Annotated in this window: 13 protein-coding genes, 1 tRNA gene and 4 pseudogenes; 9 read left to right on the top strand and 9 right to left on the bottom strand. The window is 62.5% G+C overall.

Annotation, left to right across the window (positions count from 1 at the left end; all coding sequences use genetic code 11):
• Positions 1–279 (top strand): annotated as a pseudogene (locus KPG66_RS09850) (hypothetical protein); the annotation flags it as partial.
• Positions 280–849: 570 nt separating this feature from the next.
• Here KPG66_RS09850 and KPG66_RS09855 read toward each other — a convergent pair.
• Positions 850–1,794 (bottom strand): spermidine synthase, encoded by a 945-nt coding sequence (locus tag KPG66_RS09855; RefSeq protein WP_049786412.1) that lies wholly within the window; start codon positions 1,792–1,794, stop codon positions 850–852.
• 105 nt (positions 1,795–1,899) lie between these two features.
• On the opposite strand from KPG66_RS09855, the pseudogene KPG66_RS17735 reads away from it, so the two are divergent.
• Positions 1,900–2,016: pseudogene (locus KPG66_RS17735) on the top strand (hypothetical protein); the annotation flags it as partial.
• Positions 2,017–2,070: 54 nt separating this feature from the next.
• On the opposite strand, the gene KPG66_RS09860 reads toward KPG66_RS17735, so the two are convergent.
• From KPG66_RS09860 to KPG66_RS09875, 4 genes and pseudogenes are all read right to left on the bottom strand, one after another.
• The gene (locus tag KPG66_RS09860) at positions 2,071–2,547 is read right to left on the bottom strand and encodes a DNA-deoxyinosine glycosylase (protein ID WP_013436002.1); all 477 of its coding nucleotides are present in this window, start codon (positions 2,545–2,547) and stop codon (positions 2,071–2,073) included.
• A gap of 25 nt (positions 2,548–2,572) precedes the next feature.
• A pseudogene (locus KPG66_RS09865) lies at positions 2,573–3,136 on the bottom strand (chorismate--pyruvate lyase family protein); the annotation flags it as partial.
• On the bottom strand, positions 3,133–5,031 hold the full coding sequence (htpG, locus tag KPG66_RS09870) for a molecular chaperone HtpG (RefSeq protein ID WP_013436004.1): 1,899 nt from the start codon (positions 5,029–5,031) through the stop codon (positions 3,133–3,135). The pseudogene KPG66_RS09865 and the gene htpG, both read right to left, overlap by 4 nt.
• 87 nt (positions 5,032–5,118) lie before the next feature.
• Positions 5,119–5,286 carry a hypothetical protein gene (locus KPG66_RS09875; RefSeq protein ID WP_157864420.1) on the bottom strand — a complete coding sequence of 56 codons (168 nt, stop codon included), beginning with the start codon at positions 5,284–5,286 and terminating at the stop codon, positions 5,119–5,121.
• A 185-nt stretch (positions 5,287–5,471) separates the two neighbouring features.
• Here KPG66_RS09875 and KPG66_RS09880 point away from each other — a divergent pair, with 185 nt between their 5' ends.
• The 3 genes from KPG66_RS09880 to KPG66_RS09890 all read left to right on the top strand — a co-directional run bounded on the left by KPG66_RS09880 (position 5,472) and on the right by KPG66_RS09890 (position 10,062).
• A complete protein-coding gene (locus tag KPG66_RS09880) occupies positions 5,472–5,930 on the top strand; it encodes a RidA family protein (protein ID WP_237070781.1) in 459 nt (152 codons plus the stop codon).
• Between the two features lie 474 nt (positions 5,931–6,404).
• Complete coding sequence (locus tag KPG66_RS09885; RefSeq protein WP_237070782.1) at positions 6,405–8,753, top strand: bifunctional diguanylate cyclase/phosphodiesterase; 2,349 nt, start codon at positions 6,405–6,407, stop codon at positions 8,751–8,753.
• Complete coding sequence (locus KPG66_RS09890) at positions 8,662–10,062, top strand: chromate transporter (protein WP_237070783.1); 1,401 nt, start codon at positions 8,662–8,664, stop codon at positions 10,060–10,062. Before KPG66_RS09885 ends, KPG66_RS09890 begins: the two co-directional genes overlap by 92 nt.
• A 9-nt stretch (positions 10,063–10,071) precedes the next feature.
• On the opposite strand, the gene KPG66_RS09895 is transcribed toward KPG66_RS09890, so the two are convergent.
• The 4 genes from KPG66_RS09895 to KPG66_RS09910 all read right to left on the bottom strand — a co-directional run bounded on the left by KPG66_RS09895 (position 10,072) and on the right by KPG66_RS09910 (position 17,076).
• Positions 10,072–10,527 (bottom strand): CopD family protein, encoded by a 456-nt coding sequence (locus tag KPG66_RS09895; protein ID WP_237070784.1) that lies wholly within the window; start codon positions 10,525–10,527, stop codon positions 10,072–10,074.
• A 19-nt stretch (positions 10,528–10,546) separates the two neighbouring features.
• Positions 10,547–12,883, bottom strand: coding sequence for a DNA topoisomerase IV subunit A (parC, locus tag KPG66_RS09900; protein WP_237070785.1), 2,337 nt, complete (start codon positions 12,881–12,883; stop codon positions 10,547–10,549).
• 80 nt (positions 12,884–12,963) lie between these two features.
• Complete coding sequence (gene parE / locus KPG66_RS09905) at positions 12,964–14,952, bottom strand: DNA topoisomerase IV subunit B (protein WP_041753757.1); 1,989 nt, start codon at positions 14,950–14,952, stop codon at positions 12,964–12,966.
• Positions 14,953–15,102: 150 nt separating this feature from the next.
• A complete protein-coding gene (locus KPG66_RS09910; protein WP_237070786.1) occupies positions 15,103–17,076 on the bottom strand; it encodes an ATP-binding cassette domain-containing protein in 1,974 nt (657 codons plus the stop codon).
• A gap of 157 nt (positions 17,077–17,233) precedes the next feature.
• Between KPG66_RS09910 and KPG66_RS09915 the strand changes: the two genes are divergently transcribed.
• The 4 genes and pseudogenes from KPG66_RS09915 to KPG66_RS09930 all read left to right on the top strand — a co-directional run bounded on the left by KPG66_RS09915 (position 17,234) and on the right by KPG66_RS09930 (position 19,787).
• A complete protein-coding gene (locus tag KPG66_RS09915; protein ID WP_237070787.1) occupies positions 17,234–17,416 on the top strand; it encodes a rubredoxin in 183 nt (60 codons plus the stop codon).
• A gap of 152 nt (positions 17,417–17,568) precedes the next feature.
• A tRNA-Arg gene (locus KPG66_RS09920) sits at positions 17,569–17,643 on the top strand.
• 141 nt (positions 17,644–17,784) lie between these two features.
• A pseudogene (locus KPG66_RS09925) lies at positions 17,785–18,522 on the top strand (glycosyltransferase family 2 protein); the annotation flags it as partial.
• Between the two features lie 278 nt (positions 18,523–18,800).
• A complete protein-coding gene (locus KPG66_RS09930; protein WP_237070788.1) occupies positions 18,801–19,787 on the top strand; it encodes a glycosyltransferase family 4 protein in 987 nt (328 codons plus the stop codon).
• Positions 19,788–19,789 lie beyond the last annotated feature (2 nt).

Raw genomic sequence — 19,789 nt, forward strand, 5'->3', positions numbered from 1 at the left:
GCAGTCGGGTTAATCAGAAGTATCTATTTCATCAATGACACGCTAGCCAAGCGGGGATGGCAGCAGGGATTGAGTCTACTGAACGGGGCGGGCGAAGCTGCTTTATGGGAGGTACTGAGCGAGCTTCGGGCCAATGGGGTGCTATGGCACCTGAACAATCGCAAATGGAAAGTGGCGATGGGTGAGATCACGCGCTTTATGAAAGCCAACCAGTTTTCCAAACCCGCCCAGGCGCGCATCCAAGACAGTGCGACCTGGCTCAGAAGTGAGCCAGATTAACCGCCACAGCAACTCAAGTACATAATCGTTGGGGAATTTTGCTGCATCGAGGCAGCGGATATCGACCTCTCGGAAGACGGAAATTCACAGTCAAGTAATCGGTAAACGCACTAGAACGTCCAATCCTAAGCCAGTTTATCTAATCACCGGGCTATTACTGCACGCAAGCCATTGCGTATTACAAGCCGTAATCACAATGATCCACGTAGACGGCAAGGCCGGCCCGTACAGCTTTACGGGCGCTTCCCTGCAATATCGCGCATTGCCTGCAAGCCGGCCCGCTTGGCAAAAAAGTTGGCGTAGGCACGTCCCTAGTTCTTGAGCGTCTGTTGCAGCGGATGCGTCAGTGCATCGGCCAGCCACGACGTTTCAGGCCCGTTGCGCCATTCGGTGAGTAGCTTACATAATTGGCGTAGCTCAACTTCTTCTCGCCGTGCTCGCCACAGCAGCCGGCTTCGGTAGGCAGCCGGAGACCAAGCAGCGATCGCGTCGTCCGCCGCGGCAACGCCGAGTCTAGGAGCGCACCTTCGGCGATCAAGACGAGAAAACGAGGGAATGGCGGGAACGCACTCAGATCATGAAATGCCCGCCAACGGCGCTGTCTTGCGCGTCGCGGCGTGGTGCGTCGGACACCTCACGTAGCGCGGCGACCCACTTACGGGCGCTCAACCCGCACGCCTTCTCAATGACCTTCGCGCGGTCGGTCAGTACGTTCCAATCAATCGACAACGCGGGCCCGGAGAAAGCCAGCACGACGCGGTTGCCCTCATGCACCTCGGGCAACGCGATGACCCGCGCATCGAACGCCGCGCGTAAATGGCGCAAGTTGCGCACAAAGCTCGGATGGTCGCCGAACAGGTTAACCGTCACCACTGCGGCGGCGCCGAGGCACGCGCGGCACGCGCGATAAAACGCGACGGAATCGAGCACCGGGCCGCGTGCGGTTGCGTCATACAGGTCGATCTGCATCGCGCCGACCGTACCGTGATTCGCGGGGTCATTGACAAAATCCCATGCATCGATCTGGAGCACGCTCAAGCGGCGGTCGTCGGGCGGCAACTCAAACATGCTGCGCGCGGCAATGATCACCGCCGGGTTCAATTCCACCGCATCGACATGCGAGCGCAAAAAATGCCGATGGCAAAACTTGGTCAAGGCTGCCGCCCCCAAGCCTAGTTGCACGATGCGCTTGGGCGGCGCGAGAAAGAGCAACCACGCCATCATCTGCTGCGCGTATTCGAGCTCGATATCGAACGGCTTTTTCAGCCGCATCGCGCCCTGTATCCATTCCGTGCCGAAATGCAGGTAGCGCACGCCCCCTTCTTCGGAAAACGTCACCGGCGCAAAACGGGCCTTGCGCGGGACTTTGAGCATGGGCGCGGCCCCGTGCTGCGCTGCGCTAACGTATTCGTCGCGTTCCGTGCATCGGGCGGCGCCGCGCGATGGTTGCGCGGCCCGCTCACCGCGCTGGAAGGCGCGCGCTTCCGCCGACGCGCGCTTGATCAAGGATGTCATGTAACGAAGTCTTGCGTGTTGCACAGTTTTTGTTCGCCCGAAGCATAGCATCCGAAGCCGCGCGCCGGGTTACGCAACCCGTAATTGAGTTGGGACGACCGGCGGTTGTCCACAGGTCGCGCGGCCATTCGGGTCAAACCGGAACTGCGTAACGCCGCTAAAAGCGCCCTCGGCAAAGGAGAAACGCTGTCGAGTCTTGCCGAACAATCGATCCGCGAGGGCATCGAGCGCCGTCGCAATCCAAGCGAATGCATTGCCCGCGGCATCGCGGTGTGGTCAGGAAAGAATCTTCCGCCAACACGAGAGCTTCTGTTCAAACGACAGCATCGCATACGCCGGACTCGACGAAGGCAGTACAAGCGTCTCATAGCCGGCGGCACCAATCACATCGGCAAACCGCCCCGCCGTCTTCCCGTTGAAACATACCTTCTTCAACTTCGGCGCATGCTCTCTCAATGACTTGAAGTCGTTCGGCTTCGCATTTCGAATCGCCGAATCCAAACTTCCTTCTCGATGACAGGCAGCAAGCACATCCCAGACCCCGATTCCGTGCATCAGCACGCGTTCAAGCCGCGCCCCGTAATCGAGTTTGTGCAATGCCGGCTCGCCCAGCACGGCTCCCAACAACCGCCAGAACTGATTGCGCGGATGGGCATAGTACTGCCCTGCCCCGAGCGATGCTTCGCCAGGAAAACTGCCCAGCATCAGAATCGTCGTATCGAGCCTGATCACCGGCGGAAAACCTTGCAACATGAGCAGTTTAATCAGTAGTCAGGGTCCACATTGCTGGCAGGAAGCACTCGGTCACCATCAGCGGCAGCCGATGACGGGTAAACACCGAGCGCCGCGCGACGCACGCGTGCGGCCGATCCCGGCCTAGCTGCGCGACGGCGAACCGGTACAGCGGATGGGCGCCATCGACGCGCCGGCTCACAATCGGCGAGCGTGTCACCGTCATGTCCGCATACAACAGCTCGGCCAGCGCTCGCGTACGCAACCGTCGCACGGCCTGCCATACGCCGCGGCTCGCACGCAGCGGCGTGACGCTGTGCGCGGCCACCACGGCCACGCCATCCACCGCGAGCACGACCTCGCGAATCCACACCGGCGCGCGGCGTGCGAGGCGCAACACGCGCGCCTCGTCGCGCCACGCAACACCCACCTTCTCGCAGGCGACCCGCACGGTCACCCGACCGAGCGTGCCCAAATGACGCGTAAGCGAGCCCGCGCGGGTTACCCAGTCCTTCTGCGCGGCACTGAAGGCGGCACGCGGTCGCGCCCGCCAACCGTCGCCGTGCGCCGAAAACCGTCCGCCCGAGCGCCGCTCAAGCGTGCCGTTCAATGCGCGTCCGACAGCAACAATGTGTTGGTGCGCTTGACAAAGCTCGCTGGATCATCGAGCGCGCCCCCCTCGGCGAGCAGCGCCTGGTCGAACAGCAAGTGGCACCAGTCGGCAAAGTCCGCTGCGTCCGGCGACAACTGCTTGATCAACGCGTGATCCGGGTTCACTTCGAGGATCGGATGGAAATCGGGCGCTTTCTGGCCGGCCGCCTTCAACATTCGCTGCAGGTAGCCACTCATCTGTCCCTCGTCGGCCACCAGGCAACTCGGCGAGTCGGTCAGGCGGAATGTGAGGCGCACGTCCTTGGCCTTTTCCTTGAGCACGTCCTTCATCCGCTCGACCAGCGGCTTCAGGTCCTCACTGACCTTTTCCTGAGCCTTTTTCTCCTCGTCGTTCAACGCACCCAGATCCAGATCGCCACGGGCGACGCTGGCCAGCGGCTTGCCGTCGAACTCATGCAAGAACGACAGCATCCATTCGTCGACGCGATCGGTCAACAGCAGCACCTCAACACCCTTCTTGCGGAATACCTCCAGGTGCGGACTGTTGCGCGCGGCTTGCCAACTGTCAGCGGTCACATAGTAGATCTTCGTCTGCTCTGGCTTCATCCGCGCGACGTAGTCGGCCAGCGACACATTCTGCTCGGCGCTGTCGGCCTGCGTCGACGCGAAGCGCAGCAGCTTGGCGATGCGCTCCCGATTCGCGAAGTCCTCACCCAGGCCCTCCTTGAGCACCTGACCGAATTCGCGCCAGAACGTCGCGTACTTCTGCTTGTCGGCGTCGTCGTCGGCACCGGCCAGTTCCTCGAGCATCGACAGCACCCGCTTGGTGACGCCGTCGCGGATCGCCTTCACGTCGCGGCTTTCCTGCAGAATCTCACGCGACACGTTCAACGGCAGGTCGTTTGAATCGACCACGCCCTTGATGAAGCGCAGGTAATTGGGCAACAACTGCTCGGCCTCATCCATGATGAATACGCGCTTCACATACAGTTTCAGCCCGCCGCGATGATCGCGGTTCCACATATCGAACGGAGCGCGACCGGGCACGTACAGCAACTGGGTATATTCGCTGCGTCCCTCGACGCGGTTATGGGTCCAGGCAAGCGGCGCCTCATGATCATGCGACAAATGCTCGTAGAAGTGCTTGTACTGCTCGTCGCTGATCTCGCTCTTGGCACGCGTCCACAGGGCGCTGGCCTGGTTGATGGTCTCGTCCTCGTCCTTGACGACCATCTCGTTCTTTTCTGCGTCCCACTCCTCCTTCTTCATCAGGATCGGCAGGCCGATATGGTCCGAGTACTTTTGGATGATCGACTTGAGCCGGTAGGAGGACAGCAGCTCGTCTTCGCCCTCGCGCAGATGCAATGTGATCGACGTGCCGCGCTGCGCGCGTTGGATCGTCTCAACGCTAAATTCGCCGTCGCCCGCGCTTTCCCAACGCACCGCCTGGTCGGCAGGCAGGCCGGCGCGGCGCGATTCCACGGTGATCCGGTCCGCGACGATGAAGCCAGAATAGAAGCCAACGCCGAACTGGCCGATCAATGCCGCGTCCTTTTGCTGGTCGCCGGACAGCTGGGCAAAGAACTCCTTGGTGCCCGAGCGCGCGATCGTGCCTAGGTGCGAGACCGCGTCGTCACGGCTCATGCCAATCCCGTTGTCGTCGATCGTAATCGTGCGTGCGGCCTTGTCGTATGCGATCCGGATATGCAGGTTCGAGTCGTCTTCATACAGACCGGCATCGGCGATCGCCTCGAAACGCAGCTTGTCCGCCGCGTCGGACGCGTTCGAAATCAGCTCACGCAGGAAAATTTCCTTGTTGCTGTACAGCGAGTGAATCATCAGTTGCAGAAGCTGCTTGACTTCCGCTTGGAAGCTCATGGTTTCTTGCGCCATAGTCTAGGTCCTTTCAGCGAGTTGACGTCAACAGCACGAGGCCAGGTTTACCCGTGTCCGCGCAAATGGGGACGGCCCGCACCAAATTCAAGACTTGCCCAGGTACCGCGACAGAAACGCGCACAGCCCCAGCGCCGCGTGTGCTGGCCAACGCGGCGGCAACTCAAGGGTCTGGCGGTGATGGCGCTGGGCGTGATCGCCACGGTCGCCGTCAAAAAAATGCGCGAGTGGATTGCCACCTATGTATCGCGTCACAGCGCCCTTAAATGTGCGCCTCGCAAGTGCTGCACGGCGCAACACGTTACGATTGTCGTTCGTGACCGTGCCGCCCGCTCAGATCGACGAGGGCATTGCGTGCCTGGCCAGCCTAGTCCAGGCCCAAACCTGATCTGGCTCGGCCGGTCTCGCCCCTTGTATTTTCTTAACCCTTTGGAGTCCCCATGTCGAATGTATACGATCAACTGAAAGCGCTCAGCATCGAGCTACCGACGGCCGGCGCACCGGCGGCCGCTTACGCGATGAGCGCGCAGGCAGGCAAGACGGTGTTCCTGTCCGGCCATATCGCCAAAAGGAACGGACAAGTCTGGGCCGGCAAGCTCGGTGACACGATCAGCACGGAAGAAGGACAACAGGCGGCGCGCAGCATTGCCATCGATCTGATTGCGACGCTGCACGCGCACGTGGGCGACCTGAACCGCGTCAAGCGCATTGTTAAGGTGATGAGCTTGATCAATTCGACACCGGACTTTACCGAGCAGCACTTGGTGACGAACGGCGCGTCGGAGCTATTCACGGCGGTGTTCGGTGAACGCGGCAAGCATGCCCGCTCGGCGTTCGGCGTCGCGCAGATCCCGCTGGGTGCCTGCGTGGAAATCGAACTGATCGCCGAAGTCGAATAACGGCATCCGCCCCGCGGCGCGCCGTTTCTTTTCCGGTGCTTGGAACAACCCGCGCCAACGCAACAGATTCGAGCAGGTCAACCACGAGACGGGGCAACGCACGATCCTAGGGCGCGATGGCGGGGCGCGCCAACGACAGGAAGCGAGAACTGCGGATCGGCAGCAATGCGATAACGGCCATAGACAGAACTTTCTGGACACGATTTAGACGACTTCGGACAGAATCCTTACACATCCCGAGCGGGCGTCGTAGGCGCGCCGCCATTCTTCGCGCATAATCTGCTAGCGTTACAGGCAGCATTCGGGCGTTGCGCGTCTATCCCAAGGTCGGGTCGTTTTGCGCGCGGCGCTGTTTTGATTACCATCATTTGAGCGCCCGCGCGGCACAGCCTTTGGCGGTTCTGCATCACGCCCCGCCATCGCATTGGACACGCCGCCGCGCGGGGATATTCACCCCTATCACGGCCTGGCTCCATGACTCTTCCGCTGACTCCCTCCGCACGTGAGGCGCGTTTGCGCCGTGACGCGGCGGTGTCCAGGCAGCGCTCTTTGTGGGTCATCCCGTTTCTCGGATTGCTGGTGCTGATCCTGCTGTGGGCGGTGATCTATACGCGGCTACAAGTCGAGCGGGACAACGCCCAGCGCGAAGCCACGGCCTCGGCCGCGCTGCTGTCCGCGGCTTTTGAACAGCATACGGTCAAGGCTATTCACCAGGTCGACCAGATCACCCGCTTCGTCAAATACGAATTCGAGAAGTCGCCGCAGCGTTTTAACTTGGCCAGCACGATCGAGAAAGGCGTGATCCAGAGCGACACACTGATCCAGGTCTCGCTGGTCGACGAGCATGGCTACCTGATCGCGAATACGGAGGATTCACGGCCCAAGCCGCTGAACCTGTCCGATCGTGAGCATTTTCAGGTCCATAAGCACGAGACGTTCGACCAACTGTATATCAGCAAGCCGGTACTGGGCCGCGTATCGCACCAATGGACGTTGCAACTCACGCGCCGGCTCAACCATCGCGACGGCTCGTTCGCGGGCGTAGTCGTAGTGTCGGAAGATCCGAGCTATTTCACCAACGACTTCTACAACAGCGCGGCAATCGGCCGCAACGGCGTAATATCGGTAATCGCCGACACCGGCGCGGTGCTGGCGCGCCGCACTGGCAACACGCTGAACGCACCCGGCGCATTTTCCGCGACCGGCAGCTACCCGCTGTCCGAGCATGTGTCCGGCACCTACCGCGATCCGATCGACGGTGTGATGCGCATCGTGTCGTACCGCCACATCGACGGCTATCCGCTCGGCGTCATGGTTGGCCTGTCGCAAAAGGAAGAATTTGCCGACTACGAACACACCCGCAATATCTACCTATTGATGGCTGGGTGCATTTCGATCGCGATTCTCGGCTTCTTCGGTGTGGCCACGAGCTTGATCCGCAAGCTGCTCGGCCGCGAGCGCGAGATGACGCACCTAGTCGAGTATGACTTGTTGACCGGCTTGCCAAACCGCTACCAGACGCTGCAGATTTTGCGCACCGAAGTCTCGCAGCCGGCAAACGTCGGCCGGCTCGCATTGTTGTTCATCGACCTGGACAATTTCAAGACGGTCAACGATACGCTCGGCCACAATGCCGGCGACATCGTGCTACAAATGACATCGGCCCGGCTCGCGCAGACGGTCGATGGCAACGGCATCCTCGCACGCATCGGCGGCGACGAGTTCGTTGTGATCGTCAAGGAGGATCACGTCGAACCGAAGGCGGTTCAGTTGGCCGAGGCGATTGCCGGCAGTTTCATGAGGCCGTTCGACGTGCGCGGCAGCTCATTCGTGCTGCACGCAAGCATCGGCATCGCACTGCTCTCCAGTCCCAACGAAAGCGAAATCGATTTGCTAAAAAAGGCCGACCTGGCGATGTACAGCGCCAAGGATGCCGGCCGCGGGTGCTACCAGTTCTATTCGCCGCAGCTCGCGCACCGCGCCGACCATTTGATGAAATGGGAGCAGCAACTGCGCGTCGCGCTTGCCGAGGGACAGTTGTTCCTCGCCTATCAGCCTAAGATCGACTTGACGCGCCGCTGCATCACCGGCTTCGAGGCACTGCTGCGCTGGAACCACCCGCAGCATGGTGAGATCACCGCAAGCGAGTTCATCACGATCGCCGAGTCCACCGGCCTGGTCGTGCCGATCGGCGAATACGTGATTGACAGCGCGTGCCAGCAGCTCGCGCATTGGACCTCGCTCGGCTACGACACGCTGTCGCTGGCCATCAACATCTCGGCCGTGCAGTTCTGGCGCGGCGACGTGTTCGGGACCGTGGAGCGGGCGCTGCGCCGCCACAATTTGCCCGCACGGCGCATTGAACTCGAGATCACGGAAACGGCGATGATGGAGTATCCTGAAATCGTCTCAGAGAAGGTCGCCGCGCTCAAGCGGCTTGGCGTGCGCATTGCGCTGGACGACTTCGGCACCGGTTATTCGTCGCTGTCCTACTTGAATCGTTTTGCCGTCGACACACTGAAGATCGATCGCTCGTTCGTCCAGGCCATCCCCGCGGACCGCAATGTCTGCGTCATGGTGTCGGCAATCGTCAATTTGGCCCGCTCGCTGGGGTTGACCGTGGTCGTCGAAGGCACGGAAACCGAAGAGCAAATCGCATGGCTCTCGGGACTGGGCAACATCGAGGCACAGGGCTTCCTGTTCTCGCACCCAGTACCGCCCGACGAAGTGCATGCGCTGCTCGAGCGCTTCGGGGTGTGTTCACTTTCTGAACCAGGAGGCGTCGCAGCAACGCACGCCGTGCAACCACGTGTGTCCGCTTGAATCTCGTGCCGTGCCGCATAATCGATCTCACCTTCCGTCCGTCACCTCCCCACCGGCCGCGCCGGCGCCCTCCTCTGCCACCGGCGTCGATGGCGGAGCGCTTCAGCCGCAGGCGGCACAGAATGCGCGCTCCCGCCAAGAGCCATTGTGGTCGCTGCTGCTGGTCATCGCCGGCCTGTCATCCGTTTCATGGGGTGGGCTGTCACTGATTGCGCAACTGGAGCGTCACTATGTTGAGCGCAAGCAACTGTTCAACCGGCTCGACTACCTGAATCTGGTCGCGCTGGCCTGGCTGATTCCCGGGCCGGTCGGTTGCAATGTCGCGGTCCAGGTCGGCGCCGCACTGCGAGGCTGGCGGGGCGCGTGGATGGCCGGTCTTGGCAGCGTGCTGCCCTTCGCGATCGTGATGACCGTGATGGCGATGTTCTATCGCACGCCGACCGTGGCATCGCTCGCGTCGCAATCGTTGGTCACGCACTTTAGCGTCGTACTGGCATCGTTGATCGGCATGACCTGGATCAAACAGGTGCGCACCCTGGTACGAGGCCCGATTGACTGGGCCACGGCCATCGTAGCCAGCGTCACGCTGCTGTTCCTACATAGCCCGGCCGTCTATGTCGCGCTGCTTGGCGCCGCGTTCATACTGGGTTGGTTCACGAGTCCGGCGTCCGAGCAGCAGACGAAATCAGCATTCGTGCTGTGCCGCACCGACTCACTGCTGCTGATCTTGCTCGCCGTGCTGCTCGGACTGTACGCCTTGCCCCTGCCGCTGCCATCGAGCAGCGCCATGCTGTGGCTGTGGCCCCGGCTGGTCGGTGCGGGCCTGACGCTGTTCGGCGGCGGATTCTCGGCACTGCCGGTATTCAAAACGTTGTTCGTGCCGCCGGTCTTGGACATCTCCGACAGCGAGTTTACTTTTGTCTTCGCGCTGTCGCCGGTCTCGCCTGGTCCGTTGTTGAACGTGGTGCCGTTTTTCGGGTATCTGGTCGGACACATCCCCGGCGCACTGCTCGCCACTTTTTCGGTATTCGTGCCATCGGCGACGCTGGTGGTCATCGCGCAGCGCAACTTGAAGACGCTCGAATCGCATCCGCGTTTCAAATCCGCGATGCGGGTGTTGCGCGTGGCGACAACGGCATTTCTTGTATCGGCCGTCGCCAAGATCGCGTGGCAAGTACCCATGGAGCCGATTTACGCGGTCACCGCCGCATTCGCGCTGACGTGCTTCTGTCGCACCAAGGTGCCGGTCTATGCGGTGTACGCGACCGTGGCGCTCACCTACATGCTGGTCCTCTGGCAAACCGCGTAGCAGCCACGGTCAGAAACGCCCGATCACGCCCAGCGCAATGGCCACTATACCGAGCGCGAGGTTGACCGCCACTAGCCGGCGCAGGCCCGCAACGACGCGGGCGCCGTCCGGCCAGTTTTGCGCTTGGACCGCGCGCTGCAGCCGCGGGTATAACGCGAAGCGGATGTGGCCAAACAGGAGCATCATGAGTACACTGATCGCGGCCATCGCATGCATCGGCCAGTTCGCCTGCGCGCCGCCCAGCGTCACCCACATGAATACGCCAGTGGCCAGAATCACAACAATCGCCACCGCGACTAGTCGGAAGAACCGGCCGAACACCGAATCAAGCAACGGCAGGCGCAATTGCGGCGACACGTCGGACAACGCTGGACGCAGGCAAAATTGCACGAACGTCATGCCGCCAACCCATATCACTACCGCGGCGATGTGCAAGAACATCGCCACCTCCAGCACTTTCAACACGTTCGTTTCTCCCTAATCGTCATGCCGGCTGCCCGGGCAATACCGGGCGCATGCCCGATACCTTGAACTTGACCGCCGGTGCCTTACCACGACGCGCACGTTTGCCAACGTAGGGCGCGAGCGCATCGCCAACCAGCCTCTGCTGCTGCGGCTTGCCGCCCCGCCCGGCGCCGCTGAGCAACAACCCGGCCTGACCGATCGCCAACGCCTGGAGCAACTGCTCGTTGCCATCCAGGCCAATCAATGTCACGCCACGTCCGCCACTGGACAATGTCTTCATCTCGTCCAGTCCGAATACCAGCAGGCGTGTCTCATCCTTCGCGCCAAGCGCCAAGCATGCGACCTGCGAGGCATCCGGCCACATGGGCATCGGCGCGAGCGGCTGCGCGCCAGCATCGATTGTCATAAAAGACTTGCCGGCCTTCACGCGGCTGATCATGTCGCCGATCCGCGCGATAAAACCGAAGCCGTTGCTCGATGCGAGCAGCAACGGCTGTTCCAGCGGCGCAGCGAAATAGTGCATGAGATGAGTGCCAGCCTCCAACTCGATCAACGACGTGACCGGAACGCCGTCGCCGCGCCCCCCCGGCAGCGCCGCGACCGGCACCGAATACACGCGACCATTGCTGCCCCACGCAATCAGCGTATCGGGCGTACGGCACTGGAACGCGGCATACAAGCTGTCGCCAGCCTTGAACGTGAAGCCTGACGCATCGAGCCCGTGTCCTTTCAGCGTACGGACCCAGCCGCGCTGCGAGACGACGACCGTCACCGGCTCATCGACGACCCGCGCCTCGAACGTCGCGCGCTTGTCCTGCTGAATCAGCGTGCGGCGCGCATCGCCGAACTGCTTCGCATCGGCTTCGATTTCCTTGATGATCAGCCGCTTCATCGCCACGTCGCTGCCCAGCAACTGCTCGAGCCGGGCTTTTTCGTCGCGCAGCTCGCCCAGCTCCTTCTCGATCTTGATCTTTTCCAGACGCGCCAATTGGCGCAAACGGATTTCAAGAATGTCGTCCGCCTGCCGCTGCGATAACCCAAAGGCCGCGATGAGCGCCGCCTTTGGTTCGTCGGACTCGCGAATGATCCGGATCACTTCGTCCAGGTTCAAAAAGACGATCATCCGGCCTTCTAGGATATGGATCCGATCCTGCACCTTGGACAGCCTGAACCGTGTTCGCCGCGTCACGGTCGCGAAGCGGTAGCCGATCCATTCGCGCAGAATCTCGCCCAGCCCCTTTTGCCGCGGCCGGCCATCGGCGCCGATCATCACCAAGTTGATCGGCGCGCTGGATTCCAAACTCGTGTACGCGAGCAACGTATTGACGAACTCGGTCGGGTCGATGCGGCTGGACTTCGGCTCAAGCACGAGCCGCACCGGCGAGTCCTTGCCAGACTCGTCGCGCACCGCGTCGAGCAGCGCGAGCAGGCTTTGCTTGGTCTGCAGTTGCTCCGGCGTCAACGTCTTCTTGCCCAGCTTGACCTTCGGGTTGGTCAACTCCTCGATTTCCTCTAGCACCTTCTGCGACGACGTGCCGGGCGGCAGCTCCGTGATCACCAGTTGCCACTGCCCGCGCGCCAACTCCTCGATCTTCCAGCGCGCGCGCACCTTCAGGCTGCCGCGGCCGCTTTCGTATGCCGCGGCAATCTCCGCCGGACTCGAGATGATCTGGCCTCCGCCCGGGAAGTCCGGGCCCGGTATCCACTCCATCAGTGCTGCGTGATCCAGGTTCGGATTGCGGATCAGTTCGATGGCCGCCTGTGCGACCTCACGCAGATTGTGCGGCGGAACCTCAGTGGCCATGCCAACCGCAATGCCGGATGCGCCGTTGAGCAGCACGAACGGCAAGCGCACCGGCAACGACCTGGGCTCCTCGAACGAGCCATCGTAGTTCGGAATGAAGTCGACGGTGCCCTGATCGATCTCGTCGAGCAACAATTGTGCGATCGGCGTGAGCCTCGCTTCGGTATAGCGCATCGCCGCGGCGCCGTCGCCGTCGCGCGAGCCAAAGTTGCCCTGCCCGTCGATCAGCGGGTAGCGCATCGAGAAATCCTGCGCCAGCCGTACCAGCGCCTCGTACGCGGACGAATCGCCATGCGGATGGTATTTGCCGAGCACGTCGCCGACCACGCGCGCCGACTTGACCGGCTTCGCGTCGGCCGCCAGCCCCATTTCGTGCATCGCGTATAGGATGCGACGCTGCACCGGCTTCTGACCGTCGGTCACCTCGGGCAGCGCACGACTCTTGACCACCGACACCGCATAGTCGAGGTAGGCACGCTCAGCGTAGTCGCCCAGCGTCAGGTACTCGCCGTCGGACGGCGGCGAAAAATCCAATTCCAGTTCTTTACTCATTGGGTGACAGCCTCAAATTCAAGTCCAGCGGACATCGCGCGCAGCGGCGCCTAGCGGCGTCGCGCGTCGCACCCCATGCGTCAGATGTCCGCCTGCGCCTCGTTACCCTTTTCCTCGAGCCACGCGCGGCGGGCAGCGGCTTCTCCCTTGCCCATCAGCATCGTCATGCGCCCGATGGTCGCATCGAAATCTAGGCCGCCCAGTTGCACGGGCATCAGCCGCCGCGTATCCGGGTTCATCGTCGTGTCCCACAACTGCTCGGCGTTCATCTCACCCAGTCCCTTGAAGCGCGAAATCGTCCACGCGGACTCGCGCACGCCATCCTTGCGCAACTTGTCCAGTATCGCCTCGAGTTCGCCTTCGTCCAGCGCATAGAGCTTCTGCGCCGGCTTCTTGCCCCGGGCCGGTGCGTCCACACGAAACAGCGGCGGGCGCGCTACATACACGTGGCCGCGTTCGATGAGCTGGGGAAAGTGGCGGAAAAACAGTGTGAGCAGCAGCACCTGGATATGCGAGCCGTCCACGTCTGCATCCGACAGGATGCAGATTTTGCCGTAACGCAGATTCGACAGATCGATCGCATCGTCACTCGCGTGCGGATCGACGCCGATCGCCACCGCGATATCGTGCACTTCATTGTTTGCGAACAGCCGGTCGCGCTCCGTCTCCCACGTGTTGAGGACCTTGCCGCGCAGCGGCAGAATCGCCTGAAACTCCTTGTCGCGCCCCATCTTCGCAGAGCCGCCCGCGGAATCGCCCTCGACCAGGAACAACTCGTTGCGCGCCACGTCAGTCGACTCGCAATCGACCAGCTTGCCGGGCAACACCGCCACGCCGGAACTCTTGCGCTTCTCGACCTTCTGGCCAGCACGGGTGCGCGCCTGCGCCTGCTTGATCACCAATTCGGCCAGCTTGCGTCCATGCTCGACATGCTGGTTAAGCCATAGCTCCAGGCTCGGTCGCACGAACGAAGATACCAGCCGGACCGCGTCCCGGCTGTTGAGTCGCTCCTTGATCTGACCTTGAAATTGCGGATCGAGCACCTTCGCCGACAGCACGAACGAGACCCGTGCAAACACGTCCTCGGCGAGCAGCTTGACGCCCTTGGGCTGCAAATTATGCAGCTCGACAAAGCTCTTGACCGCCTGGAACAAGCCGTCGCGCAGCCCGGACTCGTGGGTGCCGCCCGCCGGCGTCGGGATCAGGTTCACATACGACTCGCGCAACAGCGGGCCCTCCTCGGACCAGGCGACGACCCACGATGCGCCCTCGCCCTCAGCAAACGTATCATCGGTCGTGCGCGACGACCCGGCGTACCGCTCGCCTTCAAACAGCGGGATCAGCGTATCGTAGCCGGCTAGACCCTCGAGCAGATAGCCGCGCAGCCCATCCTTATATTTCCATGACTGTCGCTCGCCGGTTTTCTCAGTGATCAACACCACCTCGACGCCGGGCAGCAGCACGGCCTTGGAGCGCAACAAACGCTGCAGCTCGGACTGTGGCAGGTTAGCCGAGTCGAAGTATTTTGGGTCAGGCCATGCCGTGACCCGGGTGCCGGATTTCTTGTCCACGCGACCATTGGCCGCGCGCACGGTGAGCGCACGCACCACGTCGCCGTGCGAGAAGCCGATGTCGGCTACCTTGCCGTCCCGCCATACGGTGACATCGAGTCGCTGCGACAAGGCATTGGTCACGGACACGCCCACGCCATGCAAGCCGCCGGAGAACGTATATGCGCCACCGGCAGCCTTGTCGAACTTGCCGCCCGCATGCAACCGGGTAAAGACGATCTCCACCACCGGCACGCCTTCTTCAGGGTGCAGGCCGAACGGAATACCCCGCCCGTCATCCTCGACGCTAACCGAGCCATCGGTATGCAGCGTCACGATGATTTGCGTGCCAAATCCGCCCAGTGCCTCGTCCGACGCATTGTCGATCACTTCCTGCACGATATGCAGCGGATTCTCCGTGCGCGTGTACATGCCCGGCCGTTGTTTCACCGGCTCGAGCCCCTTGAGCACCTTGATCGACGCTTCGCTGTATGCGGGACCGGATTTCTTTGTAGCCATGTTCCGATAAATTCCGCATTTGTCCACAGTTGCTGTGGACAAATGCGTGGACAATTCGTTGAGTTCTTGAAAAAGCCCTGCCGAAACAACTCGCTCGTCACGATGCCCGCGAATCGTGCGCGCTGCCGGCGGCCGGGGCGGGAACGGGCGCTATTTTACCGGCTTGCGCTTGGCCTCCAGCATCTCCCAGCGCTCGAGCGCGGCCAGCAGTTCGTCGTCGATCGCCGCATAGCGCTCGGTGAGCCGCGTGCCTTCGGCCGGATCCGTCGCAAAGATCGACCCGTCTTCCAGCTGCGCACTGATGGACTGCTGCTCCGCCTCGAGTTGTGCAATCCGCTGCGGCAACGCATCCAACTCGCGCTGCTCGTTGAACGTCAGCTTGACGCTGCGCTTCTCGTTGCGCCCCGAGGCGGCGCTGGGGGCGTCATGCAATACACCAGCGCCGCTCGGTGCGGCCGGGATGTCCGCGGCGGCTTTCGCCGGCGACGCAGCACCGGCCTGCGCCAACGCATCGGCACGCGCCTTCTGCGTCTGCCAGTCCGAGAAACCGCCGACGTACTCGCGCCACTGACCGTTTCCTTCCGCCGCGATCACCGACGTCACAACGTTGTCTAGGAACGTGCGATCGTGGCTCACGAGCAGCACCGTGCCGTCATAGTCGGTCAACAGCTCCTCGAGCAGCTCGAGCGTCGGAATGTCCAGGTCGTTGGTCGGCTCATCCAATACCAGCACATTCGCGGGCCGCGCGAACAATCGCGCCAGCAACAGCCGGTTGCGCTCGCCGCCGGATAAGGACTTGACTGGCGAGCGGGCGCGTTCCGGCGAAAACAGGAAGTCGCCCAGGTAGCTCATCACATGCTTGCGGGCGCCGTTGATCTCCACCCAGTCACTGCCTGGACTGATCGTGTCCGCGAGGCTGCGCTCAGGGTCTAGTTGCGCACGCATCTGATCGAAGTAGGCAACCTGCAAATTCGTGCCGGTGCGCACCCGGCCTTCGTCCGGTGCAATCTCGCCGAGCATGAGCTTGAGCAGCGTGGTCTTGCCCGCGCCGTTCGGGCCGACGAAGCTAATTTTGTCGCCACGCATCACGGTGGTCGAAAAACCTGCGACGACCATCCGCCCGCCGTAGCGCTTGGTCACGTCGGTAAGCTCGGCGACGATCTTGCCCGACTTGTCAGCCTGGCTCACGTCAAGGCGCACGTTGCCCTGCACGTTGCGCCGCTGCGCGCGCTCGTTGCGCATCTGCACGAGGCGCGCAATGCGCCCGACGCTGCGCGTGCGACGCGCCTCGACGCCCTTGCGGATCCAGATTTCCTCCTGGGCGAGCAACTTGTCGAACTTCGCGCTCTCGACCGCCTCCACTTCGAGCTGCTGCGCCTTGCGGGTCTGATAGGCCGAGAAGTTGCCCGGATATGACAACAGGCGCCCGCGATCGAGTTCGACGATGCGGGTCGCGACGCGATCGAGGAACGCGCGATCGTGCGTGATGAACAACACGCTGCCGCGCAGCGACAACAATAACGCCTCGAGCCAGCGTATCGAATCAAAATCGAGATGGTTGGTCGGCTCGTCCAGCAGTAACACATCGGGCTGCGTCACTAGCGCGCGTGCCAGCGCAACGCGTTTAAGCAGGCCGCCAGAGAGCTGATCCACCTGCGCATCGCCCTCCAGGCCCAATTGGGCAAGCGTAGTCGCTACCCGGGTGCGCCATGCCCATCCGTCATGCATGTCCAGCGCACCCTGTAGCGCATTCATGCGTGCCAGCAACGCGTCATGCGACGGGCCTTCGGATGTATCGGCCAGCTCGTGCGCCACGCGGTCGTACTCGTCGAGCAGCGCACGGGTGTGTTCCAGCCCCGCCGCCACCGCATCGAACACGCGCATGCCGGCGTCGAAGACCGGCTCTTGCGGCACGTAGACAGTCGTGAGCGCCTGCGTGCGGGTAATCAAGCCGTCGTCGGGCTTGGCCAGGCCGGCGACGATCTTCAGCAACGATGACTTGCCTGCACCGTTGCGGCCGATCAGGCCCACCCGCTCGCCCGGTTCGATCGAGAAGTCCGCGTGGTCGAGCAACGCGACATGGCCGAACGCGAGTTGCGCGCCGGTGATGGAAAACAGCGACATCGGTTCAGGGAAAGGATAGAAAACACCCATTGTACCGGCCGGACGCAAGCCACCGCGCGTGGACCCGTATCGGGCGGTTGGCCGATGCAGGCCACACCAGGCCTTACGGTAAAATAGCGGCTTTGCAAGTGGGCCGGAAAGGCCGAGGGCGGTAGTCGTGTCTGACGTGATCGAATACAGGAATTGGGTCTGCCTGATTTGCGGGTGGATCTACAACGAGGCAGACGGTCTGCCGGACGAAGGTATTGCTCCCGGCACGCGTTTTGCCGACATCCCGGCGCACTGGCGCTGCCCACTGTGCGACGTCAGCAAGGCCGACTTCGCCGTGGTGGAATTCTGAGCGCCGCGCCGATGCGACCCAGCGGTGGCGCTCGTGGTATCCTTACGGACCCCGCGATCCCGACGACGCCTGGCAGCAGGCAGCACGGCCATGCTGCCGATACGCGGCTGCGCACAGGCCATCGGATCGCGTGGCGCCGATGATGGCGCCTTCTCGCCGTAGCACAATGGATAGTGCACGCGCCTCCTAAGCGTGAGATTCAGGTTCGATTCCTGACGGCGGGACCATATTGCCTGACGGCGCGCATTGCATTGTCACGAAGCTGTGGTATGGGCGGCCGCGCACTGGGTCAAGCAATGGTCAGCGTACGGGTCGTCGCGGCAAGATCCATTAATATTGCCGGTTTCGCCGTTACCTTCCCCATCGTCATGACCGTGCATCGCGAACCGCTCAGTGTGATCATCATCACGCTCAATGAGGCCCACGACATCGAAGCATGTTTGGCGTCCGTACACGGCCTGGCCGATGAGATCATCGTGGTCGACGCCGGCAGCACCGATGCGACGGTGCCGATCTGCGAGCGCTTCGGCGCACGCGTCGTCACAACAGATTGGCCAGGGTTCGGCCCTCAGAAGAATCGGGCACTCGCGCTCGCCACCCGGCCGTGGGTGCTGTCGCTGGATGCCGACGAGCGCGTGACCTCGCAGCTGAGGAAATCGATCGAAGCGGTACTGGCTGGGCGCGGCCCATCCGGCTGTACGGGATATGCGATGTCCCGCCGCTCACAATTCTGCGGCCGCTGGGTCAATCACTCGGGCTGGTCGCCGGATTGGGTGGTCCGGTTGTTCCGCCGCGAAGCAGTCAGATTCTCGGACGATGCCGTGCACGAGCGACCCATCGTCGAAGGCCCCACCGGGCGCCTCGACGGCCAGTTGCTGCACTACAGCTATCGCTCTGGCGAAGAGGTAGCGGACAAGACACTGGCCTATGCTCGCGCCGGCGCCCGGATGTTGCGCGCGCGCGCGCGCCGCATCAGCGCATTGGCCCCCCTCGCGCACGGCGGCTTTGCTTTCGTGCGCACGTTCATGTTGCGAGCTGGATTTCTCGACGGGCTGACGGGCTTAGGCATCGCGCGGATGAATGCGAGAGCGACGTTCCTGAAGTACCACTATGCGCGGCGCGCAGACCCATCGGCGTTCAGCGACAGCGGCACTAGTAGCACTAGTAGCACTAGTAGCACTAGTGCACTAGTAGCACTAGTAGCACTAGTAGCACTAGCAGCACTAGCAGCACTAGCAGCACTAGTGGCACTAGCAGCACTAGCAGCACTAGCAGCACTAGTGACACTGGCGGCACCTGGCAGGGGCTGCGCATCGGATTGTCATGCCAGGCGTTGCGCCACGCCGGCGGCTTCGAGCGCTACGCGCGCGACATCATTGGCGCAATGGTAGCGCGGGACGTCCGCCCCATCGTCTTCGCCCGCAAATTCGATAAAACGCTGCCCGAGTACCGACTCGTCGACGCGCAAACCATCCGAGTCAAGTGGCTGCCGCGTGCGCTGCGCGACGTGGCGTTCTCCTGGCGGCTGCGTGCGCGCCGCACACGCAGCCAAGCGGACATCGTGATTGCATGCAATCGAGTCGACTCAGCCGACATCGTCGTATGCGGCGGCACGCATCCGGGCGCATTGCACCATGGTCGCAACAAGCCAAAGTGGAACGACGGCTGGCAAACCGCGCTGGAGCGCCGCACCTATCACAACGCGGGCGTGGTCGTCGCCCACTCCAGGATGATGGCGCAAGAAATCCAGCAGTATTTCGGCATCGCGCCGGACAAGATCCGTGTCATCTATCCCCCGGTGCGCAGCGACTGCTTCGCGCCGATGGCGCCGGCACAGCGCGATGCGATGCGGGCGCGGCTCGGCATCCCCGACGGATACGCCGTGTTTGTGTTCGTGGCCAACACCGGCAAAGGCTTCGAGCTGCTGCGTGCGTACTTCGAGGCGAGCACCGAGCCGGTCTGCCTGTTGGTTGCGGGCCGCCCAGTCGCCAGCCCATCACCGCGGATCCGCTCGCTCGGCTATCGCAAGGACATGCAATGCGTGTTCGGCGCGGCCGACTTCACGATCGTGCCTGCGCCCTATGAACCGTTCGGGCTAGTAGGCATCGAATCGATACTGTGCGGCACGCCGGTGCTCACCGCCGGTAACGTGGGCTGCGCCGAAGTCATCCGCGACGACGCGCAATGGCGCTTCTCGCACCTGGACGCGGACAGTTTTGCTACGGCGGTCGAACAGGCGCTCACGCGCTGGCGCGCCGGCACCGCACGGCTCACCCGGCCTAGCGAGCACCTGCTGTACGACTACGACGTGGCGTCCCACACCGCGCACTTGCTGGCATTGGCCTCAGAACTCGCCGGCCGCCGCGCGTAGCG

The organism is Mycetohabitans sp. B2, from assembly GCF_021733735.1.
Taxonomy (GTDB): domain Bacteria; phylum Pseudomonadota; class Gammaproteobacteria; order Burkholderiales; family Burkholderiaceae; genus Mycetohabitans; species Mycetohabitans rhizoxinica.

Bases quoted from the DNA above. Each gene is read 5' to 3' on its own strand.
- KPG66_RS09855 (WP_049786412.1), bottom strand. From the start codon at position 1,794: ATGACATCCTTGATCAAGCGCGCGTCGGCGGAAGCGCGCGCCTTCCAG.
- KPG66_RS09860 (WP_013436002.1), bottom strand. From the start codon at position 2,547: ATGTTGCAAGGTTTTCCGCCGGTGATCAGGCTCGATACGACGATTCTG.
- htpG (WP_013436004.1), bottom strand. From the start codon at position 5,031: ATGGCGCAAGAAACCATGAGCTTCCAAGCGGAAGTCAAGCAGCTTCTG.
- KPG66_RS09880 (WP_237070781.1), top strand. From the start codon at position 5,472: ATGTCGAATGTATACGATCAACTGAAAGCGCTCAGCATCGAGCTACCG.
- KPG66_RS09885 (WP_237070782.1), top strand. From the start codon at position 6,405: ATGACTCTTCCGCTGACTCCCTCCGCACGTGAGGCGCGTTTGCGCCGT.
- KPG66_RS09890 (WP_237070783.1), top strand. From the start codon at position 8,662: ATGCGCTGCTCGAGCGCTTCGGGGTGTGTTCACTTTCTGAACCAGGAG.
- parC (WP_237070785.1), bottom strand. From the start codon at position 12,883: ATGAGTAAAGAACTGGAATTGGATTTTTCGCCGCCGTCCGACGGCGAG.
- parE (WP_041753757.1), bottom strand. From the start codon at position 14,952: ATGGCTACAAAGAAATCCGGTCCCGCATACAGCGAAGCGTCGATCAAG.
- KPG66_RS09910 (WP_237070786.1), bottom strand. From the start codon at position 17,076: ATGTCGCTGTTTTCCATCACCGGCGCGCAACTCGCGTTCGGCCATGTC.
- KPG66_RS09930 (WP_237070788.1), top strand. From the start codon at position 18,801: ATGGTAGCGCGGGACGTCCGCCCCATCGTCTTCGCCCGCAAATTCGAT.